At 69.8% G+C, this 25,934-nt stretch carries 33 protein-coding genes; 15 read left to right on the top strand and 18 right to left on the bottom strand.

What is annotated here, in order from left to right; genetic code table 11:
• Positions 1 to 72: 72 nt before the first annotated feature.
• The 4 genes from MKK88_RS08230 to MKK88_RS08215 form a co-directional block, all read right to left on the bottom strand.
• Positions 73 to 327: a hypothetical protein gene (locus MKK88_RS08230; protein ID WP_243998675.1), complete on the bottom strand. Its 255-nt coding sequence runs from the start codon at positions 325 to 327 to the stop codon at positions 73 to 75.
• A gap of 102 nt (positions 328 to 429) precedes the next feature.
• Positions 430 to 960, bottom strand: a complete 531-nt coding sequence (locus MKK88_RS08225) for a MucR family transcriptional regulator (protein ID WP_243998673.1) — start codon at positions 958 to 960, stop codon at positions 430 to 432.
• Positions 961 to 1,294: 334 nt separating this feature from the next.
• Complete coding sequence (locus MKK88_RS08220; protein WP_243998671.1) at positions 1,295 to 1,597, bottom strand: hypothetical protein; 303 nt, start codon at positions 1,595 to 1,597, stop codon at positions 1,295 to 1,297.
• Between the two features lie 157 nt (positions 1,598 to 1,754).
• Positions 1,755 to 2,135 (bottom strand): hypothetical protein, encoded by a 381-nt coding sequence (locus MKK88_RS08215; protein WP_243998669.1) that lies wholly within the window; start codon positions 2,133 to 2,135, stop codon positions 1,755 to 1,757.
• Between the two features lie 96 nt (positions 2,136 to 2,231).
• Here MKK88_RS08215 and MKK88_RS08210 point away from each other — a divergent pair, with 96 nt between their 5' ends.
• Together MKK88_RS08210 and MKK88_RS08205 are read left to right on the top strand one after the other, a co-directional pair.
• A complete protein-coding gene (locus MKK88_RS08210; RefSeq protein WP_243998667.1) occupies positions 2,232 to 2,990 on the top strand; it encodes a CDP-diacylglycerol diphosphatase in 759 nt (252 codons plus the stop codon).
• Between the two features lie 214 nt (positions 2,991 to 3,204).
• The gene (locus MKK88_RS08205) at positions 3,205 to 3,510 is read left to right on the top strand and encodes a hypothetical protein (RefSeq protein WP_243998665.1); all 306 of its coding nucleotides are present in this window, start codon (positions 3,205 to 3,207) and stop codon (positions 3,508 to 3,510) included.
• Between the two features lie 15 nt (positions 3,511 to 3,525).
• Here MKK88_RS08205 and MKK88_RS08200 read toward each other — a convergent pair whose 3' ends face one another.
• Positions 3,526 to 3,759: a DUF2171 domain-containing protein gene (locus tag MKK88_RS08200; protein ID WP_243998663.1), complete on the bottom strand. Its 234-nt coding sequence runs from the start codon at positions 3,757 to 3,759 to the stop codon at positions 3,526 to 3,528.
• 122 nt (positions 3,760 to 3,881) lie between these two features.
• Between MKK88_RS08200 and MKK88_RS08195 the strand changes: the two genes are divergently transcribed.
• Entirely contained in the window at positions 3,882 to 4,127 is a 246-nt protein-coding gene (locus tag MKK88_RS08195) for a hypothetical protein (RefSeq protein WP_243998661.1), read from the top strand.
• Between the two features lie 17 nt (positions 4,128 to 4,144).
• Here MKK88_RS08195 and MKK88_RS08190 read toward each other — a convergent pair whose 3' ends face one another.
• Positions 4,145 to 4,333: a hypothetical protein gene (locus MKK88_RS08190; RefSeq protein WP_243998659.1), complete on the bottom strand. Its 189-nt coding sequence runs from the start codon at positions 4,331 to 4,333 to the stop codon at positions 4,145 to 4,147.
• 150 nt (positions 4,334 to 4,483) lie between these two features.
• Positions 4,484 to 4,747: a hypothetical protein gene (locus MKK88_RS08185; RefSeq protein WP_243998658.1), complete on the bottom strand. Its 264-nt coding sequence runs from the start codon at positions 4,745 to 4,747 to the stop codon at positions 4,484 to 4,486.
• Positions 4,748 to 4,891: 144 nt separating this feature from the next.
• Here MKK88_RS08185 and MKK88_RS08180 point away from each other — a divergent pair, with 144 nt between their 5' ends.
• Both MKK88_RS08180 and MKK88_RS08175 read left to right on the top strand, forming a co-directional pair.
• Complete coding sequence (locus MKK88_RS08180) at positions 4,892 to 5,158, top strand: hypothetical protein (RefSeq protein WP_243998656.1); 267 nt, start codon at positions 4,892 to 4,894, stop codon at positions 5,156 to 5,158.
• A gap of 60 nt (positions 5,159 to 5,218) precedes the next feature.
• Positions 5,219 to 5,518, top strand: a complete 300-nt coding sequence (locus MKK88_RS08175; protein ID WP_243998654.1) for a hypothetical protein — start codon at positions 5,219 to 5,221, stop codon at positions 5,516 to 5,518.
• A gap of 21 nt (positions 5,519 to 5,539) precedes the next feature.
• Here the strand turns inward: MKK88_RS08175 and MKK88_RS08170 are convergent, their stop codons facing one another.
• A complete protein-coding gene (locus tag MKK88_RS08170; RefSeq protein ID WP_243998652.1) occupies positions 5,540 to 7,006 on the bottom strand; it encodes a catalase family protein in 1,467 nt (488 codons plus the stop codon).
• A gap of 187 nt (positions 7,007 to 7,193) precedes the next feature.
• Between MKK88_RS08170 and MKK88_RS08165 the strand changes: the two genes are divergently transcribed.
• Positions 7,194 to 7,439 (top strand): hypothetical protein, encoded by a 246-nt coding sequence (locus tag MKK88_RS08165; protein ID WP_243998650.1) that lies wholly within the window; start codon positions 7,194 to 7,196, stop codon positions 7,437 to 7,439.
• Between the two features lie 23 nt (positions 7,440 to 7,462).
• Here the strand turns inward: MKK88_RS08165 and MKK88_RS08160 are convergent, their stop codons facing one another.
• The gene (locus MKK88_RS08160) at positions 7,463 to 8,203 is read right to left on the bottom strand and encodes a DUF4336 domain-containing protein (protein WP_243998649.1); all 741 of its coding nucleotides are present in this window, start codon (positions 8,201 to 8,203) and stop codon (positions 7,463 to 7,465) included.
• Between the two features lie 118 nt (positions 8,204 to 8,321).
• The gene (locus tag MKK88_RS08155; RefSeq protein ID WP_279602160.1) at positions 8,322 to 8,897 is read right to left on the bottom strand and encodes a YgjV family protein; all 576 of its coding nucleotides are present in this window, start codon (positions 8,895 to 8,897) and stop codon (positions 8,322 to 8,324) included.
• 617 nt (positions 8,898 to 9,514) lie between these two features.
• Here MKK88_RS08155 and MKK88_RS08150 point away from each other — a divergent pair.
• Together MKK88_RS08150 and egtD are read left to right on the top strand one after the other, a co-directional pair.
• Positions 9,515 to 10,480, top strand: coding sequence for a methyltransferase (locus MKK88_RS08150; RefSeq protein WP_243998646.1), 966 nt, complete (start codon positions 9,515 to 9,517; stop codon positions 10,478 to 10,480).
• The gene (egtD, locus tag MKK88_RS08145; protein ID WP_243998644.1) at positions 10,477 to 11,400 is read left to right on the top strand and encodes an L-histidine N(alpha)-methyltransferase; all 924 of its coding nucleotides are present in this window, start codon (positions 10,477 to 10,479) and stop codon (positions 11,398 to 11,400) included. Before MKK88_RS08150 ends, egtD begins: the two co-directional genes overlap by 4 nt.
• A 21-nt stretch (positions 11,401 to 11,421) precedes the next feature.
• Here egtD and MKK88_RS08140 read toward each other — a convergent pair whose 3' ends face one another.
• The 3 genes from MKK88_RS08140 to MKK88_RS08130 form a co-directional block, all read right to left on the bottom strand.
• A complete protein-coding gene (locus tag MKK88_RS08140) occupies positions 11,422 to 11,646 on the bottom strand; it encodes a hypothetical protein (RefSeq protein WP_243998642.1) in 225 nt (74 codons plus the stop codon).
• Between the two features lie 77 nt (positions 11,647 to 11,723).
• Entirely contained in the window at positions 11,724 to 12,167 is a 444-nt protein-coding gene (locus MKK88_RS08135; protein WP_243998640.1) for a DMT family transporter, read from the bottom strand.
• A gap of 39 nt (positions 12,168 to 12,206) precedes the next feature.
• Positions 12,207 to 12,650 carry a DMT family transporter gene (locus MKK88_RS08130; protein WP_243998708.1) on the bottom strand — a complete coding sequence of 148 codons (444 nt, stop codon included), beginning with the start codon at positions 12,648 to 12,650 and terminating at the stop codon, positions 12,207 to 12,209.
• Positions 12,651 to 12,859: 209 nt separating this feature from the next.
• Between MKK88_RS08130 and MKK88_RS08125 the strand changes: the two genes are divergently transcribed.
• The 3 genes from MKK88_RS08125 to MKK88_RS08115 are packed head-to-tail and all read left to right on the top strand — an operon-like array spanning position 12,860 to position 15,518.
• Positions 12,860 to 14,869, top strand: a complete 2,010-nt coding sequence (locus MKK88_RS08125) for an OPT family oligopeptide transporter (protein ID WP_243998638.1) — start codon at positions 12,860 to 12,862, stop codon at positions 14,867 to 14,869.
• Positions 14,870 to 14,871: 2 nt separating this feature from the next.
• Positions 14,872 to 15,369, top strand: coding sequence for a DUF2243 domain-containing protein (locus MKK88_RS08120; protein ID WP_243998636.1), 498 nt, complete (start codon positions 14,872 to 14,874; stop codon positions 15,367 to 15,369).
• A complete protein-coding gene (locus tag MKK88_RS08115) occupies positions 15,366 to 15,518 on the top strand; it encodes a hypothetical protein (RefSeq protein ID WP_243998633.1) in 153 nt (50 codons plus the stop codon). Before MKK88_RS08120 ends, MKK88_RS08115 begins: the two co-directional genes overlap by 4 nt.
• Here the strand turns inward: MKK88_RS08115 and MKK88_RS08110 are convergent.
• The 4 genes from MKK88_RS08110 to MKK88_RS08095 form a co-directional block, all read right to left on the bottom strand.
• Complete coding sequence (locus MKK88_RS08110; RefSeq protein WP_243998631.1) at positions 15,493 to 17,700, bottom strand: putative bifunctional diguanylate cyclase/phosphodiesterase; 2,208 nt, start codon at positions 17,698 to 17,700, stop codon at positions 15,493 to 15,495. The two genes, MKK88_RS08115 and MKK88_RS08110, sit on opposite strands and share 26 nt — an antisense overlap.
• A 282-nt stretch (positions 17,701 to 17,982) precedes the next feature.
• Positions 17,983 to 18,768, bottom strand: a complete 786-nt coding sequence (locus MKK88_RS08105) for an amino acid ABC transporter ATP-binding protein (protein WP_243998629.1) — start codon at positions 18,766 to 18,768, stop codon at positions 17,983 to 17,985.
• Positions 18,765 to 19,445 carry an amino acid ABC transporter permease gene (locus MKK88_RS08100; RefSeq protein ID WP_243998627.1) on the bottom strand — a complete coding sequence of 227 codons (681 nt, stop codon included), beginning with the start codon at positions 19,443 to 19,445 and terminating at the stop codon, positions 18,765 to 18,767. Before MKK88_RS08100 ends, MKK88_RS08105 begins: the two co-directional genes overlap by 4 nt.
• 318 nt (positions 19,446 to 19,763) lie before the next feature.
• Positions 19,764 to 20,540 (bottom strand): amino acid ABC transporter substrate-binding protein, encoded by a 777-nt coding sequence (locus tag MKK88_RS08095; protein WP_243998625.1) that lies wholly within the window; start codon positions 20,538 to 20,540, stop codon positions 19,764 to 19,766.
• 330 nt (positions 20,541 to 20,870) lie between these two features.
• On the opposite strand from MKK88_RS08095, the gene MKK88_RS08090 reads away from it, so the two are divergent.
• Positions 20,871 to 21,797, top strand: a complete 927-nt coding sequence (locus MKK88_RS08090) for a dihydrodipicolinate synthase family protein (RefSeq protein ID WP_243998623.1) — start codon at positions 20,871 to 20,873, stop codon at positions 21,795 to 21,797.
• Between the two features lie 121 nt (positions 21,798 to 21,918).
• Here the strand turns inward: MKK88_RS08090 and MKK88_RS08085 are convergent, their stop codons facing one another.
• Positions 21,919 to 23,112, bottom strand: coding sequence for a pyridoxal phosphate-dependent aminotransferase (locus MKK88_RS08085; protein ID WP_243998622.1), 1,194 nt, complete (start codon positions 23,110 to 23,112; stop codon positions 21,919 to 21,921).
• 261 nt (positions 23,113 to 23,373) lie between these two features.
• Between MKK88_RS08085 and MKK88_RS08080 the strand changes: the two genes are divergently transcribed.
• From MKK88_RS08080 to MKK88_RS08070, 3 genes are read left to right on the top strand one after another with little or no spacing between them, the layout of a single operon-like run.
• Positions 23,374 to 24,792 carry a cytochrome ubiquinol oxidase subunit I gene (locus MKK88_RS08080; protein ID WP_243998620.1) on the top strand — a complete coding sequence of 473 codons (1,419 nt, stop codon included), beginning with the start codon at positions 23,374 to 23,376 and terminating at the stop codon, positions 24,790 to 24,792.
• Between the two features lie 7 nt (positions 24,793 to 24,799).
• Entirely contained in the window at positions 24,800 to 25,807 is a 1,008-nt protein-coding gene (gene cydB / locus MKK88_RS08075; RefSeq protein ID WP_243998618.1) for a cytochrome d ubiquinol oxidase subunit II, read from the top strand.
• A complete protein-coding gene (locus MKK88_RS08070; RefSeq protein ID WP_243998616.1) occupies positions 25,807 to 25,929 on the top strand; it encodes a DUF2474 family protein in 123 nt (40 codons plus the stop codon). Before cydB ends, MKK88_RS08070 begins: the two co-directional genes overlap by 1 nt.
• Positions 25,930 to 25,934 lie beyond the last annotated feature (5 nt).

Below are 25,934 nucleotides of genomic sequence, written 5' to 3'. Positions count from 1 at the left end.
CCGGTCAGACGCGCGACGGCCGCGATGGTTCGCCTGTGAACGAAGCCATCGCCCCGGCCGCGACCGGACGATCTACCGGGCCGTGGTGGGGGGCGTGCCGGCCGCTGGCGGCTTGCCGCTGCCGACGGCGCCTTCGGTCGGCGGCACGGAGGCGGGGTTGGTAACGGCTTCCGTGGCCGTCTTGCCGGGATCGCGGGTATCGGCCGCGGGCTTGCCCGCCGTCTCGGCCCTGGGCTCGGCCCCGGTGCGATCCTGCGGCCAGGCTGCGGTCGGGAGCCCGGCGATGGTCGCGGCGGCGACGAGACGGGCGAGGATCGATCGGTTCAAGGTCGACTCCGAACTGGTTCGGACGCAACGGCTGGCCGGACGCGTCGTTCCGGCCCGGGCGCGCACGGCGTCCAGGATCCGCGGGAGCGCAGGCCTCGAAGCTTACGCCTCGGCCTTCTTCTTGCGACCCTTGGTCGGCTTGGCGGCGTCCGCACTCCGCTCCGGCGCCTGGCTCACCGTCTCCGATGCGGCGGCGCTCTTCGCGGCCGGGCTCCGGCGCTTGTGGCCAAGGCCGGCGTTGCGGGCGAATTCGGCACGCATCGCCGAGTAGCTGGAGGCCGTGGTCGGGTAATCGGGCGGTAGACCGTAGCGCTGCCGGTACTGCTCGATCGACATGCCGTTGCCGGTCAGGTGCCGCTTGAGGGTCTTGTACGGTTTGCCGTCGATGAAGCTGATCAGCGCGTCCGGCGTAATCGACTTCTTGATCTGCGCGGGTGTCGCCTTCTTGAAGTCCGGCTCCGCAGGTGCCGAGCTCTGCCCGAGCCCGGCCAGCGCAGCATGGACGCCGGACAGAAGCGACGGCAGATCAGGCATGGGAACGGAGTTGTTGGCGACGTAAGCCGAGACGATGTCGGCGGTCAACTCCACGAAATCGACCGAGTCCTGGTTCGGGATTGATGTGTTGTCTTCCATCGACGCCTCTCTCGCGGGAATGCGCCATGAACGTGGCGTTCCTTGCTGGTAGTCAAGGCCTTATCTGATCAGATCTAACCAATCTTGGTCATTATCTACCGGTTGTTCGACAGATACCAACATAGATTAAGTGTCGCGCCGGCGTTGGAGACGTTCAGTTACATGGTAGCGCACCGCCCCGGCATCGTAGCCGCGGGGACGCGAAGCCATGGGTGCTGGAGCCGGGACCCGTCGATCGACCAGCCTGCAGGGTCATCCAAGCCTGTACCCGGTCCAGCAGGGGCCGCAGCGCTGCCATCTATCGCGCGATGCGGTGCGGCGCTCTGCGGCTCCCTCAGGCGCTGACCGCCCGTCCGTGCGGCGCGACGATGGCGCTCCGTGTTCCGGGGAGGACCTCCGTAGGGAGCATCCGCCCGGTGCCGCCGCCGTAATCGGCCCGATTGGTCCGTTCGAGGGTCATCAGGGCGCGCATCGGCGCCTCCGCGAGATCGAGCAGGCGCGCATCGCGCCAGCGCAGCTTGGTCAGGCCGCTGCGGCTCAACCACCGCGGCTTCTCCTCTTCGACGAGCAGGATCAGCTTGCCCGTCCACGTCTTGCGAAACCAGAACCGTCCCGTGAGCTTGGCCGTGCCGAACATGAAACCCTCGCGTGCATGCCCCAACACATCCCCGGGGGATAATGCGCGGGCAAATCGGCGGTTTCCGTATCGAGCCGAACCACGGCGCCTGGAAGCGGCTGTCTTTACTACGGGTTGCTGTGTTCGCCGGTCGGCTCGACTGACGATAAACAGGCCCCTATCGATCAGCCAGTTGCGTCGACCGCCGGCTGGCCAGGGTCGCCACCACGAGGCCCGCGACCGCACCGGCCAGCGCGGCACCCGCCTTGACCAGAAAGTCATCGAACCGGCCGTGGCGTGTGCTGGTCAGGGTTTGTGCCGCCTCGAGCCCACCGGCCAGGAGGACGCTGCCGATCAGGATCTGGAGCCAATACCGCCTGTAGCCCACCATCATCAGCAGTCCGGTGAGCGCGTAGGCGGCGATCCGCTCAAGGCTCGGGTTGGCGGTCACCACCGGCCGGAGGCCGATCGGCACGAGGGTGATGGCGATGATGGCGGCCACCAGGATCCAGGCCGCGAGGCGGATCAGGCCGAGCCGCCGCGAGTCGGTTTGAAGCATCGACATTCCGTAACCTTGTGCTGACGGCTCAAGCATACAGTGTCTGCCAGCCGTTGCCTGTCGCTTAACGGCCGATGCGGATCGGAAAGCCTTTTCATGCGCCGTATGCTGGTCGTCGCGACGCTGCTGGCCTTCACGCCGGGCTCAGGGGCCGACGCGGCCAATCCGGTGCGGGACGTGCTTTGGGTCGCCCTGCAGGGTTGCGTCCTCGCCAAGAAGGCCGCCGGCCGGAGCTTCCCTTGCCTGTCCGTCGATCTCGGCGACGCCACCCGGCCGGGCACCGCGGTTCTGCGCGCGCCGGGTCATCCGACCCACACGGTCGTGATGCCCACCGACAGCGTCTCGGGGATCGAGGCGCCCGTGCTCCAGGGGCCCCGCGGCGCTGCCTACTGGCGGGCGGCGCTCGACGCGCGGCACTTCGTATCGGACGTGCTCCAGGGCCGCCTGCCGGTCGCCGCGGTGGGCCTGGAGGTCAATTCCGTCGGCGGCCGCAGCCAGGACCAGCTGCATATCCATCTCGATTGCATGCGGCGCGGCGTCATGGCGGCGCTGAAGGCGCAGGACCCCGCCGTGGGCGAGCGCTGGGCGCCGTTTCCCGTGCCGTTGGAAGAGGATCGGTACCTCGCCGTGCGGGTGCCGGCGGATGCCGTCGCAACATTCAATCCCTTCGCGGCGCTGGCCGGCGTCCCGGGCTGGCAGGGCAACCTGCACGATGCGAGCTTCGCGGCGGTGTCGGCCGATCCCGACGACCCTGCGGCCGGCATGATCGTCCTGGCCTACAGGATGCCGGATGCGAGCGCGGAGGAGCTCATGGACCACACCTGCCGGATGGCTCGGCCGGGTCGTGGCATGTGACCCCACCTTGTGAACCCGGCGGCGCCGAACGCGCCCTACTGTTGCCGATCCGTTCTTTCCAGAACGTCCGGCCATGGGGCATAGGACGGGCATGCGCATGTCGTTGCCCAAGCGCTGTCCGTCAGCCTCGGTTCGGCGGGGGGAAGCGCGTTGTGAGACGGGTCTTGAAAGGCTCCGGGGGCTCACCCGCCCGGGGGCGTTCCTCGGCCTGTGCGTGAGCCTCGTACTGGTCCCCACCGTGGCGGGCGCCGGCCCGGCGGCTGATCCGGCCGATCCGCGCGCGCTGGAGCAAGCTTGGCATCGCTGCCTGCGCGAGGCCTCCGCACATCAACCCCCGGGGCAGAGCCGCGCCGGGGATGAGCGCAATGCACTCGACGAATGCAAGTCGCGCGAGGATGCGTTGGTGGCGTCGCTCATGACGAGGTCCGCCGATGACGGTCGGACCGGGACGGTCTGGGCTCGGACCTGGGCCGCGTTCGTGGAGCCGCTGACGGCCTGGATCGGCGGCCTGCGCCACTGAGCCTCGGGTTTCCCGTCAGGAGGTCGACCACTCGCGCTTGACCTCCGCGGCCGGGCGATCGAGCTGGACCTTGCCGTCGCTGACGGAGTGCACGAAATCCACGGGGATGTAGTGGTGCAGGCCCCCCGAGGCGGCATCGCTCTTGGTCAGCTTGATCTCGCCCTTGTCGACGTGATCGACGGTGCCGACATGGGCTCCGTCTGAGCCGACCACTTCGGCGTGTTCCCGGATCTGTGCGACGTCGACCATCGGTGTCCTCCCTGAATTGCGACGACAACCGATGCGATTCGGTGCCGTTCCAACCCGGGCTCCGCGGCACCGCACCGCGCCGGCCGCGTCGAACCGAAGCGCGGCCAGCCCGTTGGGCCGGCATGACAGAGTCCAGCCCCACACCGCCCCACGACCCGGTCGTTGAAGCCCGCCGCCGCGAGATGGCGACCGAGCATCTGCTGTTCGGGACGATCCGCTTCCTGGCCCAGCGCCATCCGGAACTCTTGGACGAGCTCGACGGCAGCCTGGATCACCTCTGGGACACGGGCGATAGCGAGTCGCGGGACGATGCGGCCGTGCGCAAGATCGCGAGCCGCATCATCAAGAGCCTGCGGGCCGAGCGCTGAGACGGCCCGGGTCACCGCTACCGCTGCGTGTTGTCGTTCAACCGGATTGTCGGGATCATCGCGACGGCCTTGGCGGTCACGCGGTCGAAGACCTCGCCGGTCAGACCGCGCTCCGTCGCCAGTTTCCTGATCCGCTCCGCATGCTGGGCCAAGGTAAGGCCGAAATAGGTCTTCTCTGGCGCCTGATCGACAGCCTCGTTCGCCACGCGTCGACTCCTGTTCGTGGTTGGATTGGGGATCGCTGATTTGGCCGATGCTGCGCACCAGTTCAAGACATCTCGGATCTCGGGTGCCCTGAAGCCGCCGGGCCTGCACGGGCAGGCCCGGCGGCAGCCGATTCCGAGGTCAACCGCTCCCTACCGCGCGCAACCGATGCAGATGCCGCGGGTGATGGCGTCGTTGTGCTCCTCGTTGGTGCTGCGCCGGTCGATGCTGCCGGTCTCCTTCGGGTTGAGGGCGGTCGGGTTCGGCACGGTCTGGCCCGTCGCGGTGGTGTGCGGGGCCTTCGCGGTCGAGGCCGGGCCGCCGCCCGTGCCGGTCTCGCTGATGGGATCCGCGAAAGCCGGGACGGCTGCGAAGGTGAGAGAGGCGGCCAGGGCGAGGATCATCGGCGTACGCATGGAAAGCTCCTGAAGCGACAACAGTCTGTTTGCGAAATCGACGCTCCTGACCGGCGGAAGTTCCCGGGGACGTCGATGCCGCCCCCTGACGGCGTGCCGGTCATGGCCTATGACAACCAGTAGGGGACGCGAGGGGGTGCAGGGATGGACAACGGCGAGGGCATCCGCGCGTCGAACGCGAAGCTCGCGGAGGTCCAGCGCTTGGCGACAGCGCTCGCCGCCCGGGTACGCTACGCGCAGCTCGTCGGCCGGCCGGTCTACGACGCGCAGATCACAGCCCTGGTCAGCGCCGCGCGCCTCATGGATGCGGAGAACGCCCCCTGGCCGCCCATGGTCGAGGAGGTGCTGACCGAGCTGGCCAGATCCCTCGACAGCGCCGAACCGGCCCCGGAGGATGGCGGCGGCCCTTGAAGGCGCGGCTGCTGAGAGCCACCCTTGTCCCTCTCAGCAGCCGGACAAGGCAGGTGCGCGATGGATCAGGATACGCCAGAGGTCGATCGGACTGCCCGCACGATCGCCGAGAACGTCTATGCGGCCTACTGGCGGCAGGCGCGGGGCGCGGATCATCCGCAGGAGGAGCAGACGGTGCTCACCCGCTTGGTCGAGGCGATCCGGCCGGAGATCCCGGGTGGCTCGCCCGGTGCGATCATCGCGGCGGCCAACGCGGTCCTCGATGCCCTGGAGCAGCGCAGCCCCGAGATCCGCGGGCCGCGGGTGAGCGCCCTCAATCGGGCAGACGGCACCGTGGTGGTGGGGCCGCCTGTCGGTTGACGCAGCGGCCTTGGCCGGGGTTCAGGCCGGGATCTCCGCGATGGAGCGCGGTTCACGGACCGGCTGCCCGCCGGCCTCGCGACGCAGGCGTGCCAGTTCCGGATAGGCCCTCAGCCGCGCCCGGTTGATCGAGCCGAGCGGCCGGTGCTCCGCCAGGCTGTGCGAGACGCAGAATGACAGCGCCTCATCGACATATGCCCGCCGCTCCGGCGTGAAGGCGTCCTGGCGGGGGAAACGCAGCCGCGCCACCGTCTGGTAGGGGCTCTCGTCCTCGCGCCATTCCGCGCTGGCATCCTCCACGGGCATCCGGTCTCGGTCGGTGCAGAGCTGGACGCGTATGTCGAACGTGGCCTCATGCGCCCGGAGATAGCCGACCGTGGCTGTGCGCAGCGCGTCCGGATCCGCGTTCGTATCCACAGGCGCCTCGGCGAGCACCCGCTGGGCCGGGCCCACCGGCACGACGGCGAGCTTGGCGATATAAGCACCGAAGCGCAGCGGCGCCTGCGAGAAGTAGGCTTCCGCCAGGGGATGCACCCGGGGATGGCCGAAGAAGTCGAGCATCGCGCTCCCCGCCCCGACGGACTCGAGCGCGGCGTTCCCGGCCCGCGCCACGGCCGATACCGCCGCTTTCACCCCGTCCGGGATCTGCGAGCCGTGCTCCAGGGCGCGATGGTTCGCCAGGAACTGCTTGGCGGTGCCGGCCGCGAAGCGGTCGCCGCTGTCGAGCACGAAATCCTGGGTCCGCTCGCCGGCATGTTCCGGCAGCATCGCACCGGGCACGCCGATCACCTTGAACGAGAAGCCGCGCTGGGTCGCAACTGCGTCGGAGGCGATCTCGCCCGGCACGTTGGCGAGCCGCGCCACCACGGGGTAGCGCGCCGGCTCCGCGAACAGGCCCTGCCGCAGCCAGGGCGGCAGATTCGGCAGGACGTCGAGCTCGCCGACCGCCGCCCCATGCAGCTTGCCGTGCGAGACCCGCACGGGGCGGCCGAAAATCGCCTGGTTGCGGGCGTGGAGCCGCTTCTGTGAGGCGATGATCTGGTCGATCGTCGCGTCCTCGTCCGGCCCGATCGTCTCGACATCGGCGTTGTAACGCACGTAGCGGCGTTCAGCCGGGCTTGGTGGGATGCGGCGCGGCCGGTTGCGGGCCTTCAACCAGATGACGGTATCCAGCAGGACCACCGGCGCCACCGCGAGGGCCGCCGCCAGGGTGCGGCCCCGCCGCGGATTGGCGGGGGTGGCCCGGGCCGCCAGCAGCGCGCCGTCGAGGAGGTCGCCCGCCACGCGGACCCCCAGATGCCGCTCGGGCTCGGCGGCGGCCAGGATCGCCACGCCCGAGGCGATCTCGCGCAGGCCGTAGAGCTGGATGAGGCCCTCGTGGCCCTCCAGTCCCGTCGCTTCGGCGACGCGTCGCGGCGCGACGGTCTCGGCGAGGCCGAGCCCGATCCCGAACCAAGCCAGCCCGCGGGCCATCGTCCGATCGTCCATGAGAATCTCGCTCCGCGTGCCCAGACCTCACCGGCCAACCGGGCGGTCCCGGTCGTGTTCCGGGCTTCTCCCTGTCCGGAACTTCGGCGCGGGGGTCTGATTGGACAGGCAAGTACGGGTCGATGCAGGGCACGTCCCTCCGCCGCAGATCCTCTCTCCGAAAGCGCGTTGGAAGGCTGGGCGCCCCATGATCCTGAACCTGCAGTCGGTGCAGGTCGCAACGAGGAGCGACGATGCCGAGAGCCAGCTCGTTTTTGCGGACGGTTTCCTCGTCGCGGTGCTGGTCCGCCTCTCGGAGCAGCACGGGGCGGATGCGGGCAAGTGGTTCCTCGAAGCGGGTTTCGGTCCGATCGACCCGATCTCCCCGCCGGTCTTCATGAATCTCGCTGCCGCGCGGGACTGGATCCTGCGGCAGCTCGCCGATGATGCTTGAGCCGGCCGCAATCCGGCAGGCCCTCAGCGGAACGGACCGAGCCAGCGCAGGGCGTGGCGCAGGCGGGCCGTGGCATCCGCCATGAACCACAATCCGTGCGCGAAGATGACCCGGTCCGGCTTCAGGGCGATCAGCTCCGCGGCCGCCCGTGCCGCCGCCCGCCGCCGCAGCTTGATGACGAGCCGCAGGTAGGGTGGCGGCTGGCCGTTGGGCGTGGTCATGCGGGCCAGCTTCAGGAACGGCCGCAGCAGAGCCGGCATCTTGGCGGGTTCGAGGTTGAGGACGAGGTCGGTCAGAATCAGTGTGCGGCTCGCCCGGTGGAAGAAGCCGACCTCCCGGAACGAGAGGCCCCCCGGAACGACGGTCTGGCGCAGGTCTGCGGCCCAATCGGCGGGCGCCGCGTCGTGCAGCACCCGGTCGATCCGCAGGCCCGAGCGCCGGACCTGCCCCCGTTGGCGCAGGTTCGGGGCCGCCCAGGTCAGGGCCTCCGGGCACTGGTCCTGCCACGCCCTCAGGTAGGTCCAGTGGGCGATGTTCGGCGCGACCAGATGGCGGATCGGCCCCAGAGTGGCGATCTCCCGGTGCAGGCGCGGCTCGTAGCGCGTCGGCGAGTGCAGCCACAGCGCGCCGTCGTGCAGCCGGACGATCGTCATCCGGACGGGGAGGGGAATGCCGAGGGCGTGCAGCGGCCCGCTATCGACGATCCAGACGCCCTCGGCCACGGGCTTGAGCACGTCGAGCGGGGGATAGGTGGCCTCAGGCAAGGATGGATCTCCGGTCGACGGCCTGCCGCGGCACGCGGCAGATGTCCGCGGCACGTTCGGCTGTACCGGAACGCCGCGGACCCCAGGGGTTTCCCGGTTCGATCGCCGCAGGGGCCTGTTACGCCCGCAGGACCTCTGGCGCGACCGGGCGGGCCGGGACGGCGCGCAGCAGCGCGATCCCGAGGCCGAAGATCGTCAGCAGATCGCAGGTCAAGCCGAAGACCGAGCCGACCAGCAGGTTGTGACCCGCCCAGCACAGGGAGGCCCCGAGGAAGAGCAGCCGCATGGGCTGGGGTGCCGCGTGCAGGCGCGCCCCCGTGGCGAACAGCGTGCCGAGGGCCGCGCAGGCCGAGGGCCAGCCGTTCCAGGTGATGGCCGTCAGGCAGGCGGCCGCGAGGGTACTCCCCGCGAACAGGGGCGCCACCCAGCCGCTCCGGCCCGGCCGGCCGAGACAGGTCAGGGCGACGAGGCTCTGCAGGATCGAGATCGCGCACATGGCGGTGCCCGTGAACGCCCCCAGCGTCAGGTAATGGACGCCGAAGGCTGCCGCGCAGGCGGCCGAGGCGAGGAGGATCCGGTCCCGCCGCGGCATGATACCCGCAGTAAAACCCAGGCACAGTCCCAGCGATCCAAATAGATCGAGATGGGCTGCGGCCGAAACATACCAGACAGACAAATAATCGACGGCGTACATCATCAGCGCCCGACCGGCGCGACGGCGCCGTTTCCGATGGATGCGCTAGGTTTTCATGGTAAGCAGATCGTTAAAGTCGTCGCACCGCCCCTACACGACGCCGTGAGTGTGGCTCTCGGGTGGGATCAGTGGGTCTCCTCCCCACCTCGACGCGGGGGACACTCCTCCCGGGGATGGAAGGGGCAAGCCACAAAGCACCGTTCCAGGCCACCTCACTGGAAATGCAGGGCCATCGTAGCTTTGCCGAGAGCCGGCGCATCCGCTCGGAGAACGGCCTCGTATCGGATCGGGGGCCGGTGAAATGAGCGGTCGCTATCTTCCTCGAAGATTGGCGAATTAACGTAGATTAATCAATAAAAGCTGCTTTTCGCCCCGGGAACAACGCAGGAGACGACCGGTTTTCCGGTCATTCTACGCGGGACGCCGCCGCGGCCGATGGCCCAGGATGTGCGCGCCTGCGCCCGATACCCGTGGCGTGACCCAATCCTCCATGCGACTTTCGATGAGCGACCGAAATCCCGTTGCCGAACGCGTCCGGGATCGCATCCCACTGGTCGCCGGGCATTGCAGGGACGGTGTTCTCGCGGCGCAGCCGGCGATAAGCTGAGGACCGGCCGATGACGCGATCCGAGCCGTTGCCCCCATACGCGTTCCCCGAGGATGAGGCGGCCGTGCTGGCCCTGGCACGCGCCGTGCGCGAGACCGGCTACACGTTCACCACGGTGACGCCGGCCACCCACGCCCATGTCAACGCGCGGCCCCGCAATGCCGGGGCGAAAAGCCTGCGCGACGTGTTCGGCTGGAGCCGGCCGTTCCAGGCCGATCTGCTGCCCGAGCCGATTCTGCGCCTGATGCGCGAGGCCGGCGCCGTGGCAGAGGACGGGCCGCTCCTGCGGCCCACGATTCGGTTCTCAAGCCTGGACGGTGAGCTCTTCGCCCATTCCGCCTACCCGCCGAGCGCCGCCGATGCGGTGTTCTTCGGACCCGACACGATGCGCTTTGCCAACGCGGTGATCGCCCATCTTGAGAATCGAACCGCGCCGGTGCGCAGGGCCGTCGATCTGGGTTGCGGCTCGGGTGCCGCCGGGATCTGTGTGGCCAAGCGTGCCCCAGGGGCCGAGATCGTGCTCGTCGACATCAACCCCGCCGCCATGCGGGCGTCCCGGGTCAATGCCCGGCTCGCCGGGACCGACGGGGTCACCGTCCGCCGCAGCGACATGCTGCGCGCCGTCGAGGGCCAATTCGATCTCATCGTCTCGAACCCACCCTTCATGGTCGACACCGCCGGACGGGCCTACCGGCACGGCGGAGGCCCGCTCGGGGCCGGCCTGTCACTTGCGGTCGCCGAGCAGGCGGTGGAACGCCTCGCCTCGGGGGGCGGCCTCCTCCTGTTCACCGGCGCCGCCATCGTCGAGGGCGAGGATCCGTTCCGCGACGCCATCGCCGACCTCTGCACCCGCGCCGGGCTGGACTGGACTTACCGCGAGTTCGACCCGGACGAGTATGGTGAGGAGCTGGCGACCGGGGCCTATGACGCGGTTGAACGCCTCGCCCTGGTGGTCCTCACGGTCACACGGCCATGAGCGATGCGTTTCTCCGCGACGCCCTCGTGGGCCTGACCGCCGCGCCGAAGACGCTGCCTGGAAAGTATCTCTGGGACGAGACCGGCTCGGATCTGTTCGACCGGATCTGCCACAGCGCCGACTACTACCCGACCGCCCAGGAGATGACGCTCCTGCCCCGGGCCGCCGCCGAGGTGGCGTGCCACGTCGGTTCGGGCGTGACCGTGGTGGAATTCGGCAGCGGCGCCAGCCGCAAGATCCGCACGCTCCTCGACGCGCTGCCCGCGCCCGCCGCCTACGTGGCCATCGACATCTCGGGCCCGTATCTGGAGGCGGCGATCCGGCGGCTCGCACCGGATTATCCGGGCATCGCCATGGTGCCGGTCTGCGCCGATTATTCGAAGCCGGTCACGCTGCCGATCCAGGCCGGTCCGGGCGGGATCCTGGGCTTCTATCCAGGCACGAGCATCGGCAATTTCGACCCCCGCGAGGCCGGCCAGTTCCTGGAGCGGGCGCGCACGACGCTGGGACCCAGCCTGTTCCTCGTGGGGGCCGACGGGACGACCGATCCCGAGCGCCTGCAACGGGCCTACGGCGCCGCCGACGGGCTGATGGCGGCGTTCCACCGCAACATCCTGACCCGGCTCAACCGCGAATGCGGGGCGGACTTCGACGGCGACAATTTCCGGCACGAGATCCGGCTGCTGCCGGATCCGTTCCGCGTCGAGGCGCATCTGGTGGCGATCCGGCCCGGCACCTACCGGCTGGGCGGGCAGACGATCGGGTTCGCGGCCTCCGAGAGCATCCGGACCGACACCTCGCACAAATACACGGCCGAAGCGTTCCAGGCGCTCGCCCGCGACGCCGGCTGGCGGCCGCGCGCCCTCTGGCAGGCCGAGGGCGGAAGCTTCAACCTGCACCTGTTCCAGGCCGAGGACTGATCCCGACGAGGGATGCCGGCGTCAGGCCATCTCGATCGGCGCGTGCTTGCCGTCGTGGGCCGAGCCGGATTCGAGGCTGCGCGTCTCTGCGGCATGCTGCTGATCGCGCGCCGGCGGCGGGTAATCCGTGAGCGGACGCCACGGTGCCGATGGGACGCCCTGGCGGAAGCCCCCGGGCCTCAGGAACAACCAGGCGGCGACGGCCATCCAGGGGATCACGAAGAAGGCGAAAGCGGCGAGTCCCACGGTGGGCCTCCGGGCTGGGGTGGCGATCCGATAAAACGCCGTAGCGTCGGAGACGGATCCCGCCGCTGGGACTGCCGTCAGAACCGGGCGACGAGACCGACGCCGCCGATCATCAGGGCGCCGCCGAGGATGCGCCACAGGCTCGCCGGGTGGACCTTGAAGCCGACGAGTCCAAAGTTGTCGAGCAGGATCGAGGTGACCACCCCCGCGGTGACGATCAGGCCGAGAAAGGCCGCGGCGCCGATCCGTTTGGAGAGGTAGAGCTGCGCCGCCGTCAGGCCCGCGCTCATCAGGCCGCCCAGCCATGCCCACCAGGGGACCTGGGCGAGGCGGTCCATCCCGGGAAGCCCGAACGCACCGCTCACCACCATGATTACCGCGATGGTGGCGATGCTGACCAGGAGGCTGACGACGCCCGCCCAGAGCGGCCGTCCGAAGGACTTGGCGAGACCCGCGTTCTGGCCCGGCTCGACCGCGCTGGCGAGGCCGGCCAGCAACGCGAACCCATAGAGGAACAGCATGCTGCGATCCTGATCGAACGGGGAGGGGCGTGCGGGCCGTCAGAATGCCGCCACGAGGGCGACGCCGGCGATCATCAGGACACCGCCCGCGATGCGCCAGCGGCCGGCGGGATGGCGCTCGAAGCCCACGAGGCCGTAGTGATCGAGGGCGATCGAGCCGATCACGCCCACCGTGATCACGCAGCCCAGGAAGGGCGCGGCGCCGATCTGCTCCGAGACGTAGAGCTGCGCCAACACGACGAGGGCGCCGAGGATGCCCCCGGGCCAAGCCCACCAGGGGACGGGGGTGGCCTGTTCGGTGGTCGACGGGCTCCGCAGCCGGGCGACCACCATGACACCGAAGAGGCAGACCATCGCCAGGGCGAAGCAGAAGATCCCGGCCAGCATCGGCTGCCCCGTGGCCTTCGCCAGCGTCGCGTTCTGGCCGGGCTCGATGGCGTTCGCGACGCCGGCCAGAAGGGCGAGGCCGTAGAGGTACCACATGGCGGCGTCCGGGTTGTTGCGGGGGAGCCGCCGGCACGGACGGTCTTCTGGCAAACCCACCGGGCCGGCGGATGTCTGCATCACTTCGGTCGCACAACCCAGGACAGATCGCCTCAGGCAGTCTACGACTGCTGATAGAGGCCTCGAAGACCTGTCTCGGGAAAGGTTTGGAGCCTCACGCTGTTTGCGTACGACAGCCAGGGGACCGGATGGACGCCCGCAGCCCGACGACGTCGCCGAAGGCGCAGGATTATCCGGCGGAATTGACCCTGCGCGGCATCGCCCTCGGCGCGGCCATCACGGTCATCTTCATGGCCGCCAACCTGTACATGGGGTTGAAGACCGGGATGACGTTCTCGTCGTCGATCCCGGCCGCCATGATCTCGATGGGCGCGTTCCGGCTGATGGGCGGGGCCGGCATCCTCGAGAACAACAGCGTGCAGACGCAGGCCTCGGCCGCCGGCACGCTGTGCAACGTCATCCTGGCGCTGCCCGGTCTCGTCCTCGTCGGACACTGGCACGGCTTCCCGTTCTGGCAGACCACCGCAGTGTGTCTGCTCGGCGGCCTGCTCGGCGTCGCCTTCTCGATCCCCCTGCGCCGCGCCCTCGTGGCGGGCAGCGACCTCCCCTATCCGGAGGGGATCGCCGCCGCCGAGGTGCTCCGGACCGGCCAGGAGGAGGAGGGCGGCCACGGCCTGCGCGACCTCCTGGCCGCCGCGGGCGTTGCCGGGACGATCGGGTTCGCCACCACCGGGCTGAAGGTTTTGGGCGAGGGCCTCAACGGCGCGATCAGCCTCGGCGGGGCGGCGTTCCGCACCGGCACAGGCTTCTCGCTGGCCCTGGTCGGCGTCGGCTACCTCGTGGGCATCGGCGCCTGCCTCGCGCTGCTGACGGGCGTCGTGATCGCCTGGGGGATCGCGGTGCCCGTGCTGACCGCCCTTTCGCCCGACCCCGCCAAGTCGGCCGGGGCGGCGGCCGAGGCGGTCTGGTCCGATCAGGTCCGGCTGATGGGGGCCGGCATCATCGCGGTGGGCGGCCTGTGGACGGTGGGATCGCTCGCCAAGCCCATCCTGGGAAGCATCCGCGCGGCCCTCTCCGGGGCCGGCGGCCTCGGCAAGGACCATCCCCGCGAGGAGCGCGACCTGCCGATCACCTGGGTCGCCGCCGCGACGCTGGCGCTCGGCGTGCCGCTGGCGGGTCTGTTCTGGGTCTTCGCCAAGCCCGCCGATCTCGGCGGCCTGCTGATCGTGCTGGCGGTCGCCGCGACCCTGTTCACGGTGCTGTTCGGCTTCCTGATGGCGGCAGCCTGCGGCTACCTCGCCGGGCTCCTCGGCTCGTCGTCGAGCCCGATCTCCGGGATCGGGATCCTGACCACGATGGCGACCGCTCTGCTGCTGCCGCTGATCCTCGGCCATTCCGCCGGGCCGGAGGGCGACCGGTTCGTCACCGGTATGACCCTGCTCCTGACCTCCGTCATCGTGACGACCTCCTCGATCGCCAACGACAACCTGCAGGACCTGAAGACCGGGCAGGTTCTGGGTGCCACGCCCTGGCACCAGCAGGTCGCGCTGATCCTCGGCGTCGGGATCGGGGCCGTGGTGATCGCCCCGATCCTGTCGCTGCTGTACGAGGCCTACGGCTTCGTCGGCGCGCCTTTGCGTGAGGGGCAAGATGCGGCGAGCGCCATGCCGGCGCCACAGGCCGCACTGATCACCCAGATCGCCAGCGGCATCGTTCACGGCGAACTGCCCTGGCGCATGGTGATGATCGGGGCGGGGCTCGGTGTGGTGCTGGTCGCCGCCGAGACGTGGCTGAAGCGGCGCAAGCTCACCTTCCCGGCGCTGACGGTCGGGATCGGCATGTACCTGCCGCTCTCCGTGGAGATGACGATCGCCATCGGCGGCGTGCTCGGCTGGGTGGCCGAGCGCCGGCTGCGCGCCCGGGTCGGCGGCAAGGGCGACAAGAACGCCGACAAGGCGGTCGGCGCCGCCCGTCGCCGCGGCGTCCTCCTGGCCTCGGGTTTCCTCGTCGGTGAAAGCTGTGTCGGCGTGCTGCTCGCCGGTGCCGATCTCCTGGCCGGGCACAGCGCGGCGCTCGCCATCGCGGGTCAGGATTTCGCGCCCTACGCGACCGGGCTCGGACTCGTGGTGTTCCTGGCGAGCCTTGCGGTCTACCTGTGGCTGGTCTCGACCCCCGGCCGTCCTGAATCCGGGCCGTGAGCATGGCGCCCCAAAACGCAACGTTTCCACTGAGCGCCGGCATCCTGTTCGGGCTCGGGCTCGGCGGCTTCTTCGACGGGATCGTGCTGCATCAGGTGCTGCAATGGCACCACATGGTGAGCAGCTGGTACCCGATCGACTCGATCGCCAATCTCGAACTCAATACCCTGTGGGACGGCATCTTCCACAGCACGACCTACGTGTTCGTGGTGCTCGGGCTGTTCATCCTGTGGCGCGCGGCGCATCGCGGGCATCTGTTCTGGTCGAGCAGGCTGCTCGCCGGGTCGCTGCTGATCGGCTGGGGCCTGTTCAACACGGTCGAGGGCCTGATCGACCACGAGATCCTGGGCGTCCACCACGTCAACGAGCCGATGCCGCGGGACCAGTGGATCTACTGGGACCTCGGCTTCCTGCTCTGGGGCGCCGCCATGCTGGCCGGCGGCTGGCTGCTGGTCCGGTCCGGCCGGGTGGAACAGGGCGCCGCGCGGATCCCGGCGTGAGGTCGGGCACGGGTCTGCGCCCGGTCCTGCCCTGGCTGGTCCTGGCGGCCGGCCTGATCTGCGCCACCCTGCCGGCCTGGCGGCCGCTGATCTTCGGCACCGCCCTGACGCTCGACGATCTCCTCAGCCTGCGCTGCCGGCCCTGGTGACGGGCGCGGCTGCCGGACCGGCAAGACCGTAGCGCGCCGCAAAGGCTTCGGCGGCCATCGGCCGGCCGAACAGGTAGCCCTGCGCCTCCTGGCAGCCCTTGGCGAGCAGCCGACGCTGCTGCTCCTGCGTCTCGACGCCCTCGGCGATCACGGTCAGGCCGAAGCTGCGGCTGAGGGCGATCACCGCCCGCACGATCGCCGCGTCCCGCCGGTTCTCGCACAAGCCGTTCACGAAGCCCCGGTCGATCTTGAGCCGCGTCAGGGGAAAGCTCTTGAGCAGACTGAGCGAGGCGTAGCCCGTGCCGTAATCGTCGAAGGCGATGCCCACCCCCATGGCCCGCAGCGTCTGGAGGGTGGCATCGACCTGCGGATCGTGGCGCAGGATGATGGTCTCGGTGATCTCGAGCTCCAGGGCGTCTGCCGGCAGCCCGGTCTGGGCGAGGGCGGCGGCGACCCGGGCGGCGAGATCCCCGCCGCGGAACTGTGCCGCGAACAGGTTCACGCCGATCCGGAACGGGTGCAGGCCGCCGGCCCGCCACGCCTGGGCCTGGGCACAGGCCGTGCGCAGGACCCAGTCGCCGATCCCGGCCGCGTCGGGGCTGTTGTCGAGCACGTCCAGGAACGCGGCCGGCGGCAGCAACCCGTGCTCGGGATGCTGCCAGCGGATCAGCGCCTCGGCCCCCACGAGCGCGCCGTCGGAGAGGCGCACCTGCGGCTGGTAGTGGAGGACGAACTCCCCCCGCAGGACCGCACGGCGCAGCCCCTCGCGGCAGGTGCGCTCGCGCTGGAGGGCCTCGCGCAGCTCCGGGGTGAACAGGCGGTGCTGCCCCCGCCCGCGGGCCTTGGCGTCGTAGAGGGCGGCGTCGGCGCAGGCCAGGAGCTCGCTCTCCTCGGTCGCGTGCGACGGGCTGAGCGCGATACCGGTGCTGGCGCCGAGATTCAGGACCAGCCCGTCGACCCGGTAGGGCTCGGCCAGGGCGCGCAGCGCCGCCTCGGCCGCCGCGACCGCCACGAGCGGGTCGCCGAGGCCGGGCAGCACGATGGCGAACTCGTCGCCCCCGAGCCGGGCCGCGGTCCCGTCCGGACCGGCGCAGGCGCGCAGGCGCTCCGCCGTCACCTTGAGCACCGCGTCGCCCACGGCGTGGCCGTGCGCGTCGTTGACCTCCTTGAAGCCGTCGAGATCGAACATCAGCACGGCCGCCGGCTCGGCCTGCGCCAGGGCCGCCTCGATCCGACCGCGCAGCACCAGCCGGTTGGGCAGTTCGGTCAGCGGGTCGAGATGGGCGAGGCGGAACAGCCGCTCCTCGATGGCCCAGCGCTGGCTGACGTCGCGCATGATCGCGCCGTAGGTCGGGGTGCCGTTCTCCTGCCACGTGGACAGGGATAGCTCCACCGGGAATTCCCGGCCGTCGCGATGGGCGCCGGTCATCTCGACGGTGCGCCCGGTCAGGCGCTCCGCCGATCCCTGGGCGAGCCGGCGCAGCAGGCCTTCGCTGCCCCCGGCCATGCGGTCGGGGATCAGCGTGGTGATGGGCCGATTGAGGATCTGCGCGGCGGTATGGCCGAACATCCGCTCGGCGCCCGCGCTCCAGAAGCTGACGAGGCCCTGTGAGTCCGCGCAGACGATGGCGTCGGGGGAGGTGTCGGCGATGTGCGCGAACCGGGCCTGGGAAGCGCGTCGCGCAGCCTCGGCGCGGCGCAGCTCCAGTCGGTCACTCACGAAGCGGGCGAAATCGATGAGGATCTGCCGGTCGAGGTCGGTGAAGGCCTCCCGCGGCTCGGATGCGATGACGCAGAGCGTGCCGACGGCATGACCTTCGTGCGTACGGAGCGCGATCCCCGCATAGAAGCGAACGAATGGCGGCCCGCAGACGAGGGGATTGTCGCAAAAACGCGCGTCGCGATGGGCGTCGCGCACCAGGAGGAGGTCATCCTGCGCGATCGTCGCGTTGCAGAGCGCGAGCGCGCGGGGAATCTCGTCCAGATCCAGTCCGACCTGGGCGTGAAAGACTTGGCGCTCGCAATCGATGAAGGAGGCGAATGCGGTCGGTACGCCGAGCAGGCCGGCGACGATCTCCACGATGTAGGAAATGGTCGCGTCGGGCTCGGCCCCGACCATGTCGAGTTCGGCCAGCGCGTGAAGCCGGGCCTCCTCGTCGGGGTTCACGGGCAAGATCGGCACGCGGCACCTCCCGGTCCGGCGTTTTGGCAGGGGAGACGCTGGGCGGCGCCCCGATGGCGGACGCGGCGATCCGATCCAGACGCTTGCTGTCGGCGACGGCGAAGGCAGTCTTGAGGCCCGCGGAAGCGCATGAGGCGAAATGACACGGCAATTGTGGGGTTTGGCCGAAGACTGTTCGCTCGGCCGATTTCTCCTAGATTTGCCGCGGCAACTTACTGAAAGGCTAATTTCAATTGATGGGTTAGGCGGCGAACAGACGCACGGACGGCCTATTGTCCCGGATCACGGCGGGGCGGCGCCGTCAGGGTCTGACCGAATTCCATCTTCGCCAAGCAGGGTCCGGGTAAAGCGCCGGGTCCGCGGATCCTCCGGCCGGCCGAACAGATCGGCGGGCGTTCCCCGCTCCACGATCGTGCCCCCTTCCAGGAACACCACGGTGTCGGCGACGCGGCGCGCGAGGCGCAGGTCGTGGGTGGCCATCAGCATGGTCATGCCCTCGCCCGCGAGACCGGCCAGCACGTCCACCACCTCGGCGGCGAGTTCCGGATCGAGGGCCGAGGTCGGCTCGTCGCAGAGCAGCAGGCGCGGGGACGGTGCGAGCGCCCAGGCGATGGCCACCCGCTGCTGCTGGCCGCCCGACAGGCTGGCGGGCCAGTCCGCCGCCTTGTGGGCGAGGCCGACGCGCTCCAGCAGGTCCAGGGCCCGGGTGCGTGCCTTGGCCTGCGGCCATTTGGCTACGGTAACGAGCCCCTCCATGACGTTCTCGATCACGGTGCGGTGGGGGAAGAGCTGGAAGTTCTGGAACACCATCCCGGTCTGGCGGCGCACGGCGAGCACGTCCCGCCGGGCAGGCGGATGTCCCGGTCGAAAGGTGAGGGTGGTCTCACCGAGGGTGAGCGTGCCGCCTTGTGGGATCTCCAGGAGGTTCGCGCAGCGCAGGAGCGTCGACTTGCCCGAGCCCGATGGGCCGATCAGCGCCGTCACCTGCCCCTCCGGAATGGCGAGATCGACCCCGCGCAGGACCGGGTTGGCGCCGAAGCTCTTCACGATGGCCGACAGGGCGATCACGCGCGCGCCTCCAGATAGCCGCCGTAGCGCCCGAGGCGCCGTTCCAGGAGCGTCTGGAGTCCGGACAGGAGTGTGGACAGGACGAGGTAGATCAGGGCGGCCTCGGTGTAGAGGATCAGCGGCTCGTAGGTGACCGCGACGATGCGTTGGGCCGCCTGGAACAGCTCGGGCACCGTGATGGCGGCGGCGAGCGAGGTGTCCTTCACGAGGGCGATGAAGGTGTTGGCCAGCGACGGCACCGCCACCCGCGCCGCCTGCGGCAGGATCGTGCGGCGCAGGGTCTGGGCCGGGTCCATGCCGATCGCGTAGGAGGCCTCCCACTGGCCCTTCGGAATGGAGGCGATGGCAGCGCGGATGATCTCCGACGTGTAGGCGCCGACATTCAGCGTGAACCCGATCACCGCGGCCGGGAAGGCGTCGATCAGGATCCCGGCGCTCGGCAGGCCGTAGAAGATCACGAAGAGCTGCACGAGGAGCGGGGTGCCCCGGAAGATCCACACGTAGAGCCACGCGAGCGCCGCCACGGGGCGGGGGGCGAACAAGCGCACGAGGGCGGTCCCGAGCCCCAGGCTAAGCCCCAGTGCGAAGGCGATCAGCGTCAGCGGAACGGTGAAGCGCAAGCCTGCGACGAGCAGCGGCCCGAGCGACTGAAGCATGAGGTCGAGCCAATGCGGCACGGGGCGGTGATTCCTTCCGGGGGGATGCGGTTCTTCACACGGCTGTGTCGGAGAAGGGGCCGGAACCGCGCGTCCGCCATCCCGCCTCTGCAGGCTCGCGAACTCACATGTTCCGGCCGAGCACCAAGGTTCTGAGAAACAAGCGCGTCTCCCGCCCCTTGCGGGGCGGGGTCAGGGGTGGGGGTGGTTCAGGATTGGGCGCAACGGTGCCTTCTGTGCCACCCCCACCTCCAACTCCTCCCCACAAGGGGGAGGAGAGCGCGTCGCGGCTCGCGCGACGTGGATCATGTGGCCCGCAGATGAGAAACCTGGACGAACCTACTTCGACACGTCCGTCCCGAAATACTTCTGCGCGATCGCCGCGTAGCTGCCATCGGCCTTGATGTCCGCCAGCGCCTTGTCGAGGGCGGCCTTCAGCGCGGGGTTGTTCTTGCGCAGGATGATCCCGGAGGCGTCCGCGTCGGCCTGTTCGGCGGCGATCTTCACCGGGGCGTTCGGCTTCTGCTTGCGGAAGTCGAGGAACGACAGGCTGTCATTGACCGTAGCGTCGGCCCGCCCGGTGATGACCAATTGGACCGACTGGTCGAACCCGTCGGTGCCGATGAGCTGCGCCCCGGACTGCTCGGCGAGGCGGGCGAAGTTGCTGGTCAGGCTCTGGGCGGCCTTCTTGCCCTTCAGGTCGGCGAAGGATTGGATGTCGGTCCGGTCGGCCTTCGTGATCAGCACCGCCCGGGAGCGGATGTACGGCTCCGAGAAGTCGAACTTCGCCTGCCGCTCCTTGGTGATGCCGACTTGGTTGATCACCACGTCGTAGCGCCCGCCGTCGAGCCCCGCGATCAGCCCGTCCCACTTGCCTTCGAGGAACTGGGGCGTGACGCCGAGCTTCTCGGCGACCTTGCGGCCGATCTCAACGTCGAACCCGGTCAGAGCCCCGGAGGCATCGTGGAACGTGAAGGGCGCGTAGGTGCCCTCGGTGCCGATGCGCAGGGTCTTGGCGGCCCGGATCGTGTCAAGATCGTCGGCCCGGGCGGGGGCACCCAGGAGAAGGGCCGAGACGGCCAGCACCGCCGCCAGACCGGTCGAGAAAAGTCGCATCCGAAAATACCTCACGCCGATAACAATGTTCTCTCGCGATCACTGAAGTCGATCCCCGCTCAGCGCCCGCATTGCGTCAATGAATCGAGTCGGGCCGTGATGGCAAGAGAGCGGATCGATCGTTCCGAACCCCCATCCCGCCGCACCGGTCTACTCCGGCCGTGTTGGGATTGTTCTGGACCACAGGTCGAAACCAACTGGGCCATCCTGTCACGATGGCGGCTTTGTCGTGCGACACTGCCGCATGGCGTTCGTGCTAGGAGGCGGACCGCCCCAGTCGAGCCCTGATTCGCGGGGCGGAACCCTGGCTCCGCGGCAGAAGGACCGCCCATGACCTCGTTTGCCCAGCCCTATCGCGGCGTCTTCCCGGTCGCCCCCACGGTGTTCGACGCCTCCGGCGCCCTCGACCTCGCCGGGCAGCGCCGGGCGATTGATTTCATGATCGATGCCGGCAGCCACGGCATCTGCATCCTCGCGAATTTTTCCGAGCAGTTCGTCCTCACCGACGACGAGCGCGAGCGCGTGATGCACGCCGTGCTGGACCATGTGGCCGGCCGCGTGCCGGTGATCGTCACGACGACGCACTTCGCCACGCAGGTCTGTGCCGAGCGCTCGCGCCGGGCGGAGGCAGCCGGGGCCAGCATGGTGATGCTCATGCCGCCCTATCACGGCGCCACGATCCGCGTGCCGGAGCTCGGCATCTACGACTTCTTCCGCACCGTCTCGGACGCGATCTCGATCCCGATCATGATTCAGGACGCGCCGGTTTCGGGCACACCGCTCCCGGCCGCGTTCCTGGCGCGCATGGCCCGGGAGATCGCCAACGTCTCCTATTTCAAGATCGAGACCGCCCAGGCGGCCGCGAAGCTGCGCGAGCTGATCGCGCTGGGCGGTGACGCCGTCGTCGGCCCCTGGGATGGCGAGGAGGCGATCACCCTGATGGCCGATCTCGATGCCGGCGCCACCGGGGCGATGACCGGCGGCGCCTATCCGGACGGGATCCGCCAGATCACCGACGCCTACGCGGCCGGCCGCCGGGAGGAGGCTCTCGACGCGTACGAACGCTGGCTGCCGCTGATCAACTACGAGAACCGGCAATGCGGGCTGCTCGCCTGCAAGGCGCTGATGCAGGAGGGCGGGGTGATCGCCCACGAGACCGCGCGCCTGCCGCTCCAGCCGCTCCACCCGGCGACCCGGGCCGGCCTGATCGAGCTCGCCCGGCGGAACGACGCGCTGGTGCTGCGCTGGGGACGGTGAGACTCATCGATGGCGGAGGCGCAGAGGCCTGACAGGCGTGCTGCTCTTCCCTCTCCCCGCTTGCGGGGCGAGGGGGTCCCTACTTTCACGCCGAGCCTGTACCCCGGTCGGTTCACCCGTCTCAACCCAGCACGACGGACAGCCGCTCCACCGCCTCCTGGGCCAAAGCCGGGCTGATGGCGAAGCAGATCCGCACCAGCCCCTCGCCCTCCGGACCGAAGGCGGTGCCGGGCGCGACCCCGACCTTGGCCTCCTGCAGCAGGCGGAGCGCGAGGTCGAGGCTCGGCTCGTCGCCGCCCATCCGGGCCATCAGGTAGAAGGCGCCGTCAGGGGGCGCCACGGTGACGCCGGGCAGCCGGGACAGGCCGTCCACCAGGATCGCCCGGGCCTCGGCGCAGCGGTCGACCATGGTGCGGATGAAGCCGTCGCCCTCGTTCAGCGCCGCGATGCAGGCGTGCTGCACGAAGGTCGAGATCGAGGTGGTGCTGTATTGCCCGAGCTTGGCGAAGGTCGGCGCCAGCCCGCGCGGATAGATGACCCAGCCGGCCCGCCAGCCGGTCATCGCCCAGTTCTTCGAGAAGGTGTTGGTCACGATTAGTCGGTCGTCCGGCTCGCAGATCTGCAGGAACGACGGAGCTATGTGGTTGCCGTAGGTGAAGTGGGCGTAGACCTCGTCCGACAGGATCCAGAGGTTCCGGGCGCGGGCGAGGTCGCGCAGGGCCGTCATCTCGGCGAGCGGCATGGTCCAGCCCGTCGGGTTCGAGGGCGAGTTGATCATGATCACCCGGGTCCGGGGCGTCAGCGCCGCCTCGATATCGGCGAGCGGTAGGGCGAAGCGCCCGTCCGGCTGACGCCGATACGGCACCGCCACCGGCACGCCGCCGGCGATGCGCACCGCCTCCCGCAGGTTCGGCCAGGCCGGGGAGGGGATGATGATCTCGTCGCCCGGCTCCAGCAGCACCTGGGCGGCCTGCATGATCGCGTTCATGCCGCCGGCCGTGACGGCGAACCGGTCGGGCGGGATCTCCACGCCCCAGTGGCGGGCGTGATAGGCGCCGAGCGCCTCGCGCAGGGCCGGCAGGCCCAACGAGGTCGTGTAGCGGGTGTGTCCCGCGAGCATCGCCCGGTGCGCCGCCTCGATGATGAAGGGCGGCGTCGGCAGGTCGCCTTCGCCGATCCAGAGCTTCACCACCTCCGGATCGTCGCGTCCGCGATCCGCCACGAGGCCGATCTGGCTCGTGCCGATGCCGCGGATGCGGTCCGACAGCAGAGTGGCGAGATCGACCGGAGTGGCTTCAGCAAGGGAATCGGCCATGGGGCGCAATGAGTCTCGTGGTGTGCGGGCGCGGCCAACGGGCGGCGCGTCGCGGCCCATTGGCCCGATGCGGCGCTGGGTCTGCAACGCCCCGATCGTGGGGTAGGGGCTGACCCTGCCGCGTTCCGGACCACGCGTCCAGACCTGCCGCAGACCCTGCGTAGCGCACCGGCTCAGACCGACACGCAGAAGTTATCGTCTTTTCAGAAGTTTCTGAAATTGATATAACGCGAGTCGCCAACGCTTGGCTGGAGGCCTGCCGTGCTCGCCCATCTCGATCCGTTGATCCTCGCACGCATGCAGTTCGGGTTCACGGTGGCGTTCCACATCGTGTTTCCGTCCTTCTCGATCGGGCTGGCGAGCTACCTCGCGGTGCTTGAGGGCCTGTGGCTCGCCACCGGGCGGCAGGTGTTCATGGATCTGTTCCGCTACTGGCTGAAGATCTTCGCCATCGCCTTCGCGATGGGCGTCGTGTCGGGGCTGGTGATGTCCTACCAGTTCGGGACCAACTGGTCGGTCTTCTCCGACAAGACTGGGCCGGTGCTCGGGCCGATGATGGCCTACGAGGTGCTGTCAGCCTTCTTCCTGGAGGCCGGCTTCCTCGGGGTGATGCTGTTCGGCATGACGAAGGTCGGCCCGCGGCTCCACTTCGCCGCGACCCTGATGGTGGCCCTCGGGACCTTCTTCTCAGCCTTCTGGATCCTGTCGGTGAATTCGTGGATGCAGACGCCGGCGGGCTACGGCATCAACCCGCAGGGCCAGTTCGTGCCCCTCGACTGGTGCGCGGTGGTGTTCAACCCGTCCTTCCCGGTCCGCCTCGTCCACATGGTGCTGGCGGCCTACCTGACGACGTCCCTGGTGGTGGGCGCGGTCGGAGCCCGCCACCTGCTGCGGGACCGGACCAATCCGGCCGCCCGGACGATGTTCTCGATGGCGATGTGGATGGCGGCCCTGGTGGCCCCCGCCCAGATCCTGGCCGGCGACGCGCACGGGCTCAACACCCTGGAGCACCAGCCCGCCAAGGTCATGGCCATGGAGGGCCATTACCAGAGCCACCCGGACGGGGCGCCGCTGATCCTGTTCGGCCTGCCCGACCAGGAGGCCGGGACGATCCGCTACGCCCTGGAGATCCCGAAACTGTCCTCGCTGGTGCTGAAGCACGCCCTCGACGCGCCGCTCGCCGGCCTCGACAGCCTGCCGCGGACGGATTGGCCGCCGGTGCCGATCGTGTTCTGGTCGTTCCGGGTGATGGTGAGCCTGGGGCTGCTGATGCTCCTGCTGGGCTGCCTCAGCCTGCTCGCCCGCTTCAAGGGTCGGCTCTACGCCTGGGCGCCCTTGCACCGCTTCGCCCTCGCCATGGGGCCGGCCGGCTTCGTGGCGGTGCTGGCCGGCTGGATCACCACCGAGGTCGGGCGCCAGCCCTACACGGTCTACGGCCTGCTGCGCACGGCGGACTCGGCCTCGCCGCTCGCCGGGCCGGCGGTGGCCGCCTCCTTGACCGCCTTCGTGGTGATCTACCTCACGGTGTTTGCCATGGGGACGCTCTACATCCTGCGCCTGATGGCCAAGCCCCCGCAGGCCGGCGAGCCCGGGCTCGAGCCCGGCGCGCCGATCCGGACCGCGGGCATCACGCCCGCCCCCGCGGTCGACCCCGACCGCCATCTTCTTCCGGCCGAGTGAGGCAGCCATGCTGTACAGCGTCGATCTCACCGTTGTCTGGGCGTTCGTGATCGCCTTCGCGGTCTTCGCCTACATCGTCATGGACGGGTTCGATCTCGGCATCGGCATCCTGTTCCCGACCCTGCGGCCGGGACCCGAGCGGGACACTGCCATGAACTCGATCGCCCCGGTCTGGGACGGTAACGAGACCTGGCTGGTGATGGGCGGGGGCGGGCTGTTCGCGGCCTTCCCGCTCGCCTACGCGGTGATCCTGCCGGCCCTTTACGCGCCGATCCTCGCGATGCTGCTGGGATTGGTCTTCCGGGGTGTCGCCTTCGAGTTCCGCTGGCGCGATCCCGGCCACCGGGCGGTCTGGGACGTGGCCTTCACGGTCGGCTCGGTGGTGGCGGCCCTGGCCCAGGGGATCACCCTGGGGGCGCTGCTTCAGGGCATCGCCGTCGAGGGCCGCGCCTATGCGGGCGGCTGGTGGGACTGGCTGACGCCGTTCAGCCTGCTGGTCGGCGTGAGCCTCGCAGTCGCCTACGCGCTGCTCGGGGCCACGTGGCTGGTGATGCGCACCGAGGGCCTGCTCCAGCTTCAGGCCCGGCGCCTCGCCCAGCGCCTCACCGTGGCGACCGTGGCGGCGGTCGCCCTGGTGAGCGCCGCCACCCCGTTCCTCCAGGGGCGCTATTTCGAGCGCTGGTTGGCGATGCCGAACGTGCTCGTCACCGCGCAGGTGCCGCTCCTCGTGGCGCTCGCGGCCTTTGCCCTGGGGCGGACCCTGCGGGCCGGGGCCGAGCGGGCGCCATTCCTGATCGCGCTGGGGCTGTTCGGCCTGTCGTTCTTAGGCCTCGGGATCAGCATCTTCCCCGACATCGTGCCGGGGCGGATCACCATCTGGCAGGCCGCCGCCCCCGAGGCGAGCCAGATCTTCATGCTGGTCGGGGCCGCTGTGCTGATCCCGATCATCCTGGCCTACACCGCGTATTCGTACTGGGTGTTCCGCGGCAAGGTCGACACGCACGGGTATCACTGATGGCCCAAGCCTCGCCGCTGCCCCTGTGGAAGCGCCTCGCCTGGTTCGTGGCGATCTGGGCGCTCAGCATCGCGGCCCTCGGATCGGTCGCGACGCTGCTCCGGTTCTGGCTCAAGACCTGATAGGT

Source organism: Methylobacterium sp. E-005 (assembly GCF_022829725.1).
In the GTDB taxonomy this organism is placed as follows: Bacteria; Pseudomonadota; Alphaproteobacteria; order Rhizobiales; family Beijerinckiaceae; genus Methylobacterium.
This window is presented reverse-complemented; position numbering and strand designations above follow the sequence as displayed.

What these genes read in the sequence shown, in the direction of transcription:
- MKK88_RS08225 (WP_243998673.1), bottom strand. Translation starts at nt 960, where the DNA reads ATGGAAGACAACACATCAATCCCGAACCAGGACTCGGTCGATTTCGTG.
- MKK88_RS08175 (WP_243998654.1), top strand. Translation starts at nt 5,219, where the DNA reads ATGGATCAGGATACGCCAGAGGTCGATCGGACTGCCCGCACGATCGCC.
- MKK88_RS08135 (WP_243998640.1), bottom strand. Translation starts at nt 12,167, where the DNA reads ATGCTGTTCCTCTATGGGTTCGCGTTGCTGGCCGGCCTCGCCAGCGCG.
- egtD (WP_243998644.1), top strand. Translation starts at nt 10,477, where the DNA reads ATGAGCGATGCGTTTCTCCGCGACGCCCTCGTGGGCCTGACCGCCGCG.
- MKK88_RS08170 (WP_243998652.1), bottom strand. Translation starts at nt 7,006, where the DNA reads ATGGACGATCGGACGATGGCCCGCGGGCTGGCTTGGTTCGGGATCGGG.
- MKK88_RS08180 (WP_243998656.1), top strand. Translation starts at nt 4,892, where the DNA reads ATGGACAACGGCGAGGGCATCCGCGCGTCGAACGCGAAGCTCGCGGAG.
- MKK88_RS08215 (WP_243998669.1), bottom strand. Translation starts at nt 2,135, where the DNA reads ATGCTTCAAACCGACTCGCGGCGGCTCGGCCTGATCCGCCTCGCGGCC.
- MKK88_RS08185 (WP_243998658.1), bottom strand. Translation starts at nt 4,747, where the DNA reads ATGCGTACGCCGATGATCCTCGCCCTGGCCGCCTCTCTCACCTTCGCA.
- MKK88_RS08085 (WP_243998622.1), bottom strand. Translation starts at nt 23,112, where the DNA reads ATGGCCGATTCCCTTGCTGAAGCCACTCCGGTCGATCTCGCCACTCTG.
- MKK88_RS08195 (WP_243998661.1), top strand. Translation starts at nt 3,882, where the DNA reads ATGACAGAGTCCAGCCCCACACCGCCCCACGACCCGGTCGTTGAAGCC.
- MKK88_RS08130 (WP_243998708.1), bottom strand. Translation starts at nt 12,650, where the DNA reads ATGTGGTACCTCTACGGCCTCGCCCTTCTGGCCGGCGTCGCGAACGCC.
- MKK88_RS08220 (WP_243998671.1), bottom strand. Translation starts at nt 1,597, where the DNA reads ATGTTCGGCACGGCCAAGCTCACGGGACGGTTCTGGTTTCGCAAGACG.
- MKK88_RS08155 (WP_279602160.1), bottom strand. Translation starts at nt 8,897, where the DNA reads ATGTACGCCGTCGATTATTTGTCTGTCTGGTATGTTTCGGCCGCAGCC.
- MKK88_RS08200 (WP_243998663.1), bottom strand. Translation starts at nt 3,759, where the DNA reads ATGGTCGACGTCGCACAGATCCGGGAACACGCCGAAGTGGTCGGCTCA.
- MKK88_RS08150 (WP_243998646.1), top strand. Translation starts at nt 9,515, where the DNA reads ATGACGCGATCCGAGCCGTTGCCCCCATACGCGTTCCCCGAGGATGAG.
- MKK88_RS08090 (WP_243998623.1), top strand. Translation starts at nt 20,871, where the DNA reads ATGACCTCGTTTGCCCAGCCCTATCGCGGCGTCTTCCCGGTCGCCCCC.
- MKK88_RS08120 (WP_243998636.1), top strand. Translation starts at nt 14,872, where the DNA reads ATGGCGCCCCAAAACGCAACGTTTCCACTGAGCGCCGGCATCCTGTTC.
- MKK88_RS08210 (WP_243998667.1), top strand. Translation starts at nt 2,232, where the DNA reads ATGCGCCGTATGCTGGTCGTCGCGACGCTGCTGGCCTTCACGCCGGGC.
- cydB (WP_243998618.1), top strand. Translation starts at nt 24,800, where the DNA reads ATGCTGTACAGCGTCGATCTCACCGTTGTCTGGGCGTTCGTGATCGCC.
- MKK88_RS08095 (WP_243998625.1), bottom strand. Translation starts at nt 20,540, where the DNA reads ATGCGACTTTTCTCGACCGGTCTGGCGGCGGTGCTGGCCGTCTCGGCC.
- MKK88_RS08125 (WP_243998638.1), top strand. Translation starts at nt 12,860, where the DNA reads ATGGACGCCCGCAGCCCGACGACGTCGCCGAAGGCGCAGGATTATCCG.
- MKK88_RS08070 (WP_243998616.1), top strand. Translation starts at nt 25,807, where the DNA reads ATGGCCCAAGCCTCGCCGCTGCCCCTGTGGAAGCGCCTCGCCTGGTTC.
- MKK88_RS08165 (WP_243998650.1), top strand. Translation starts at nt 7,194, where the DNA reads ATGATCCTGAACCTGCAGTCGGTGCAGGTCGCAACGAGGAGCGACGAT.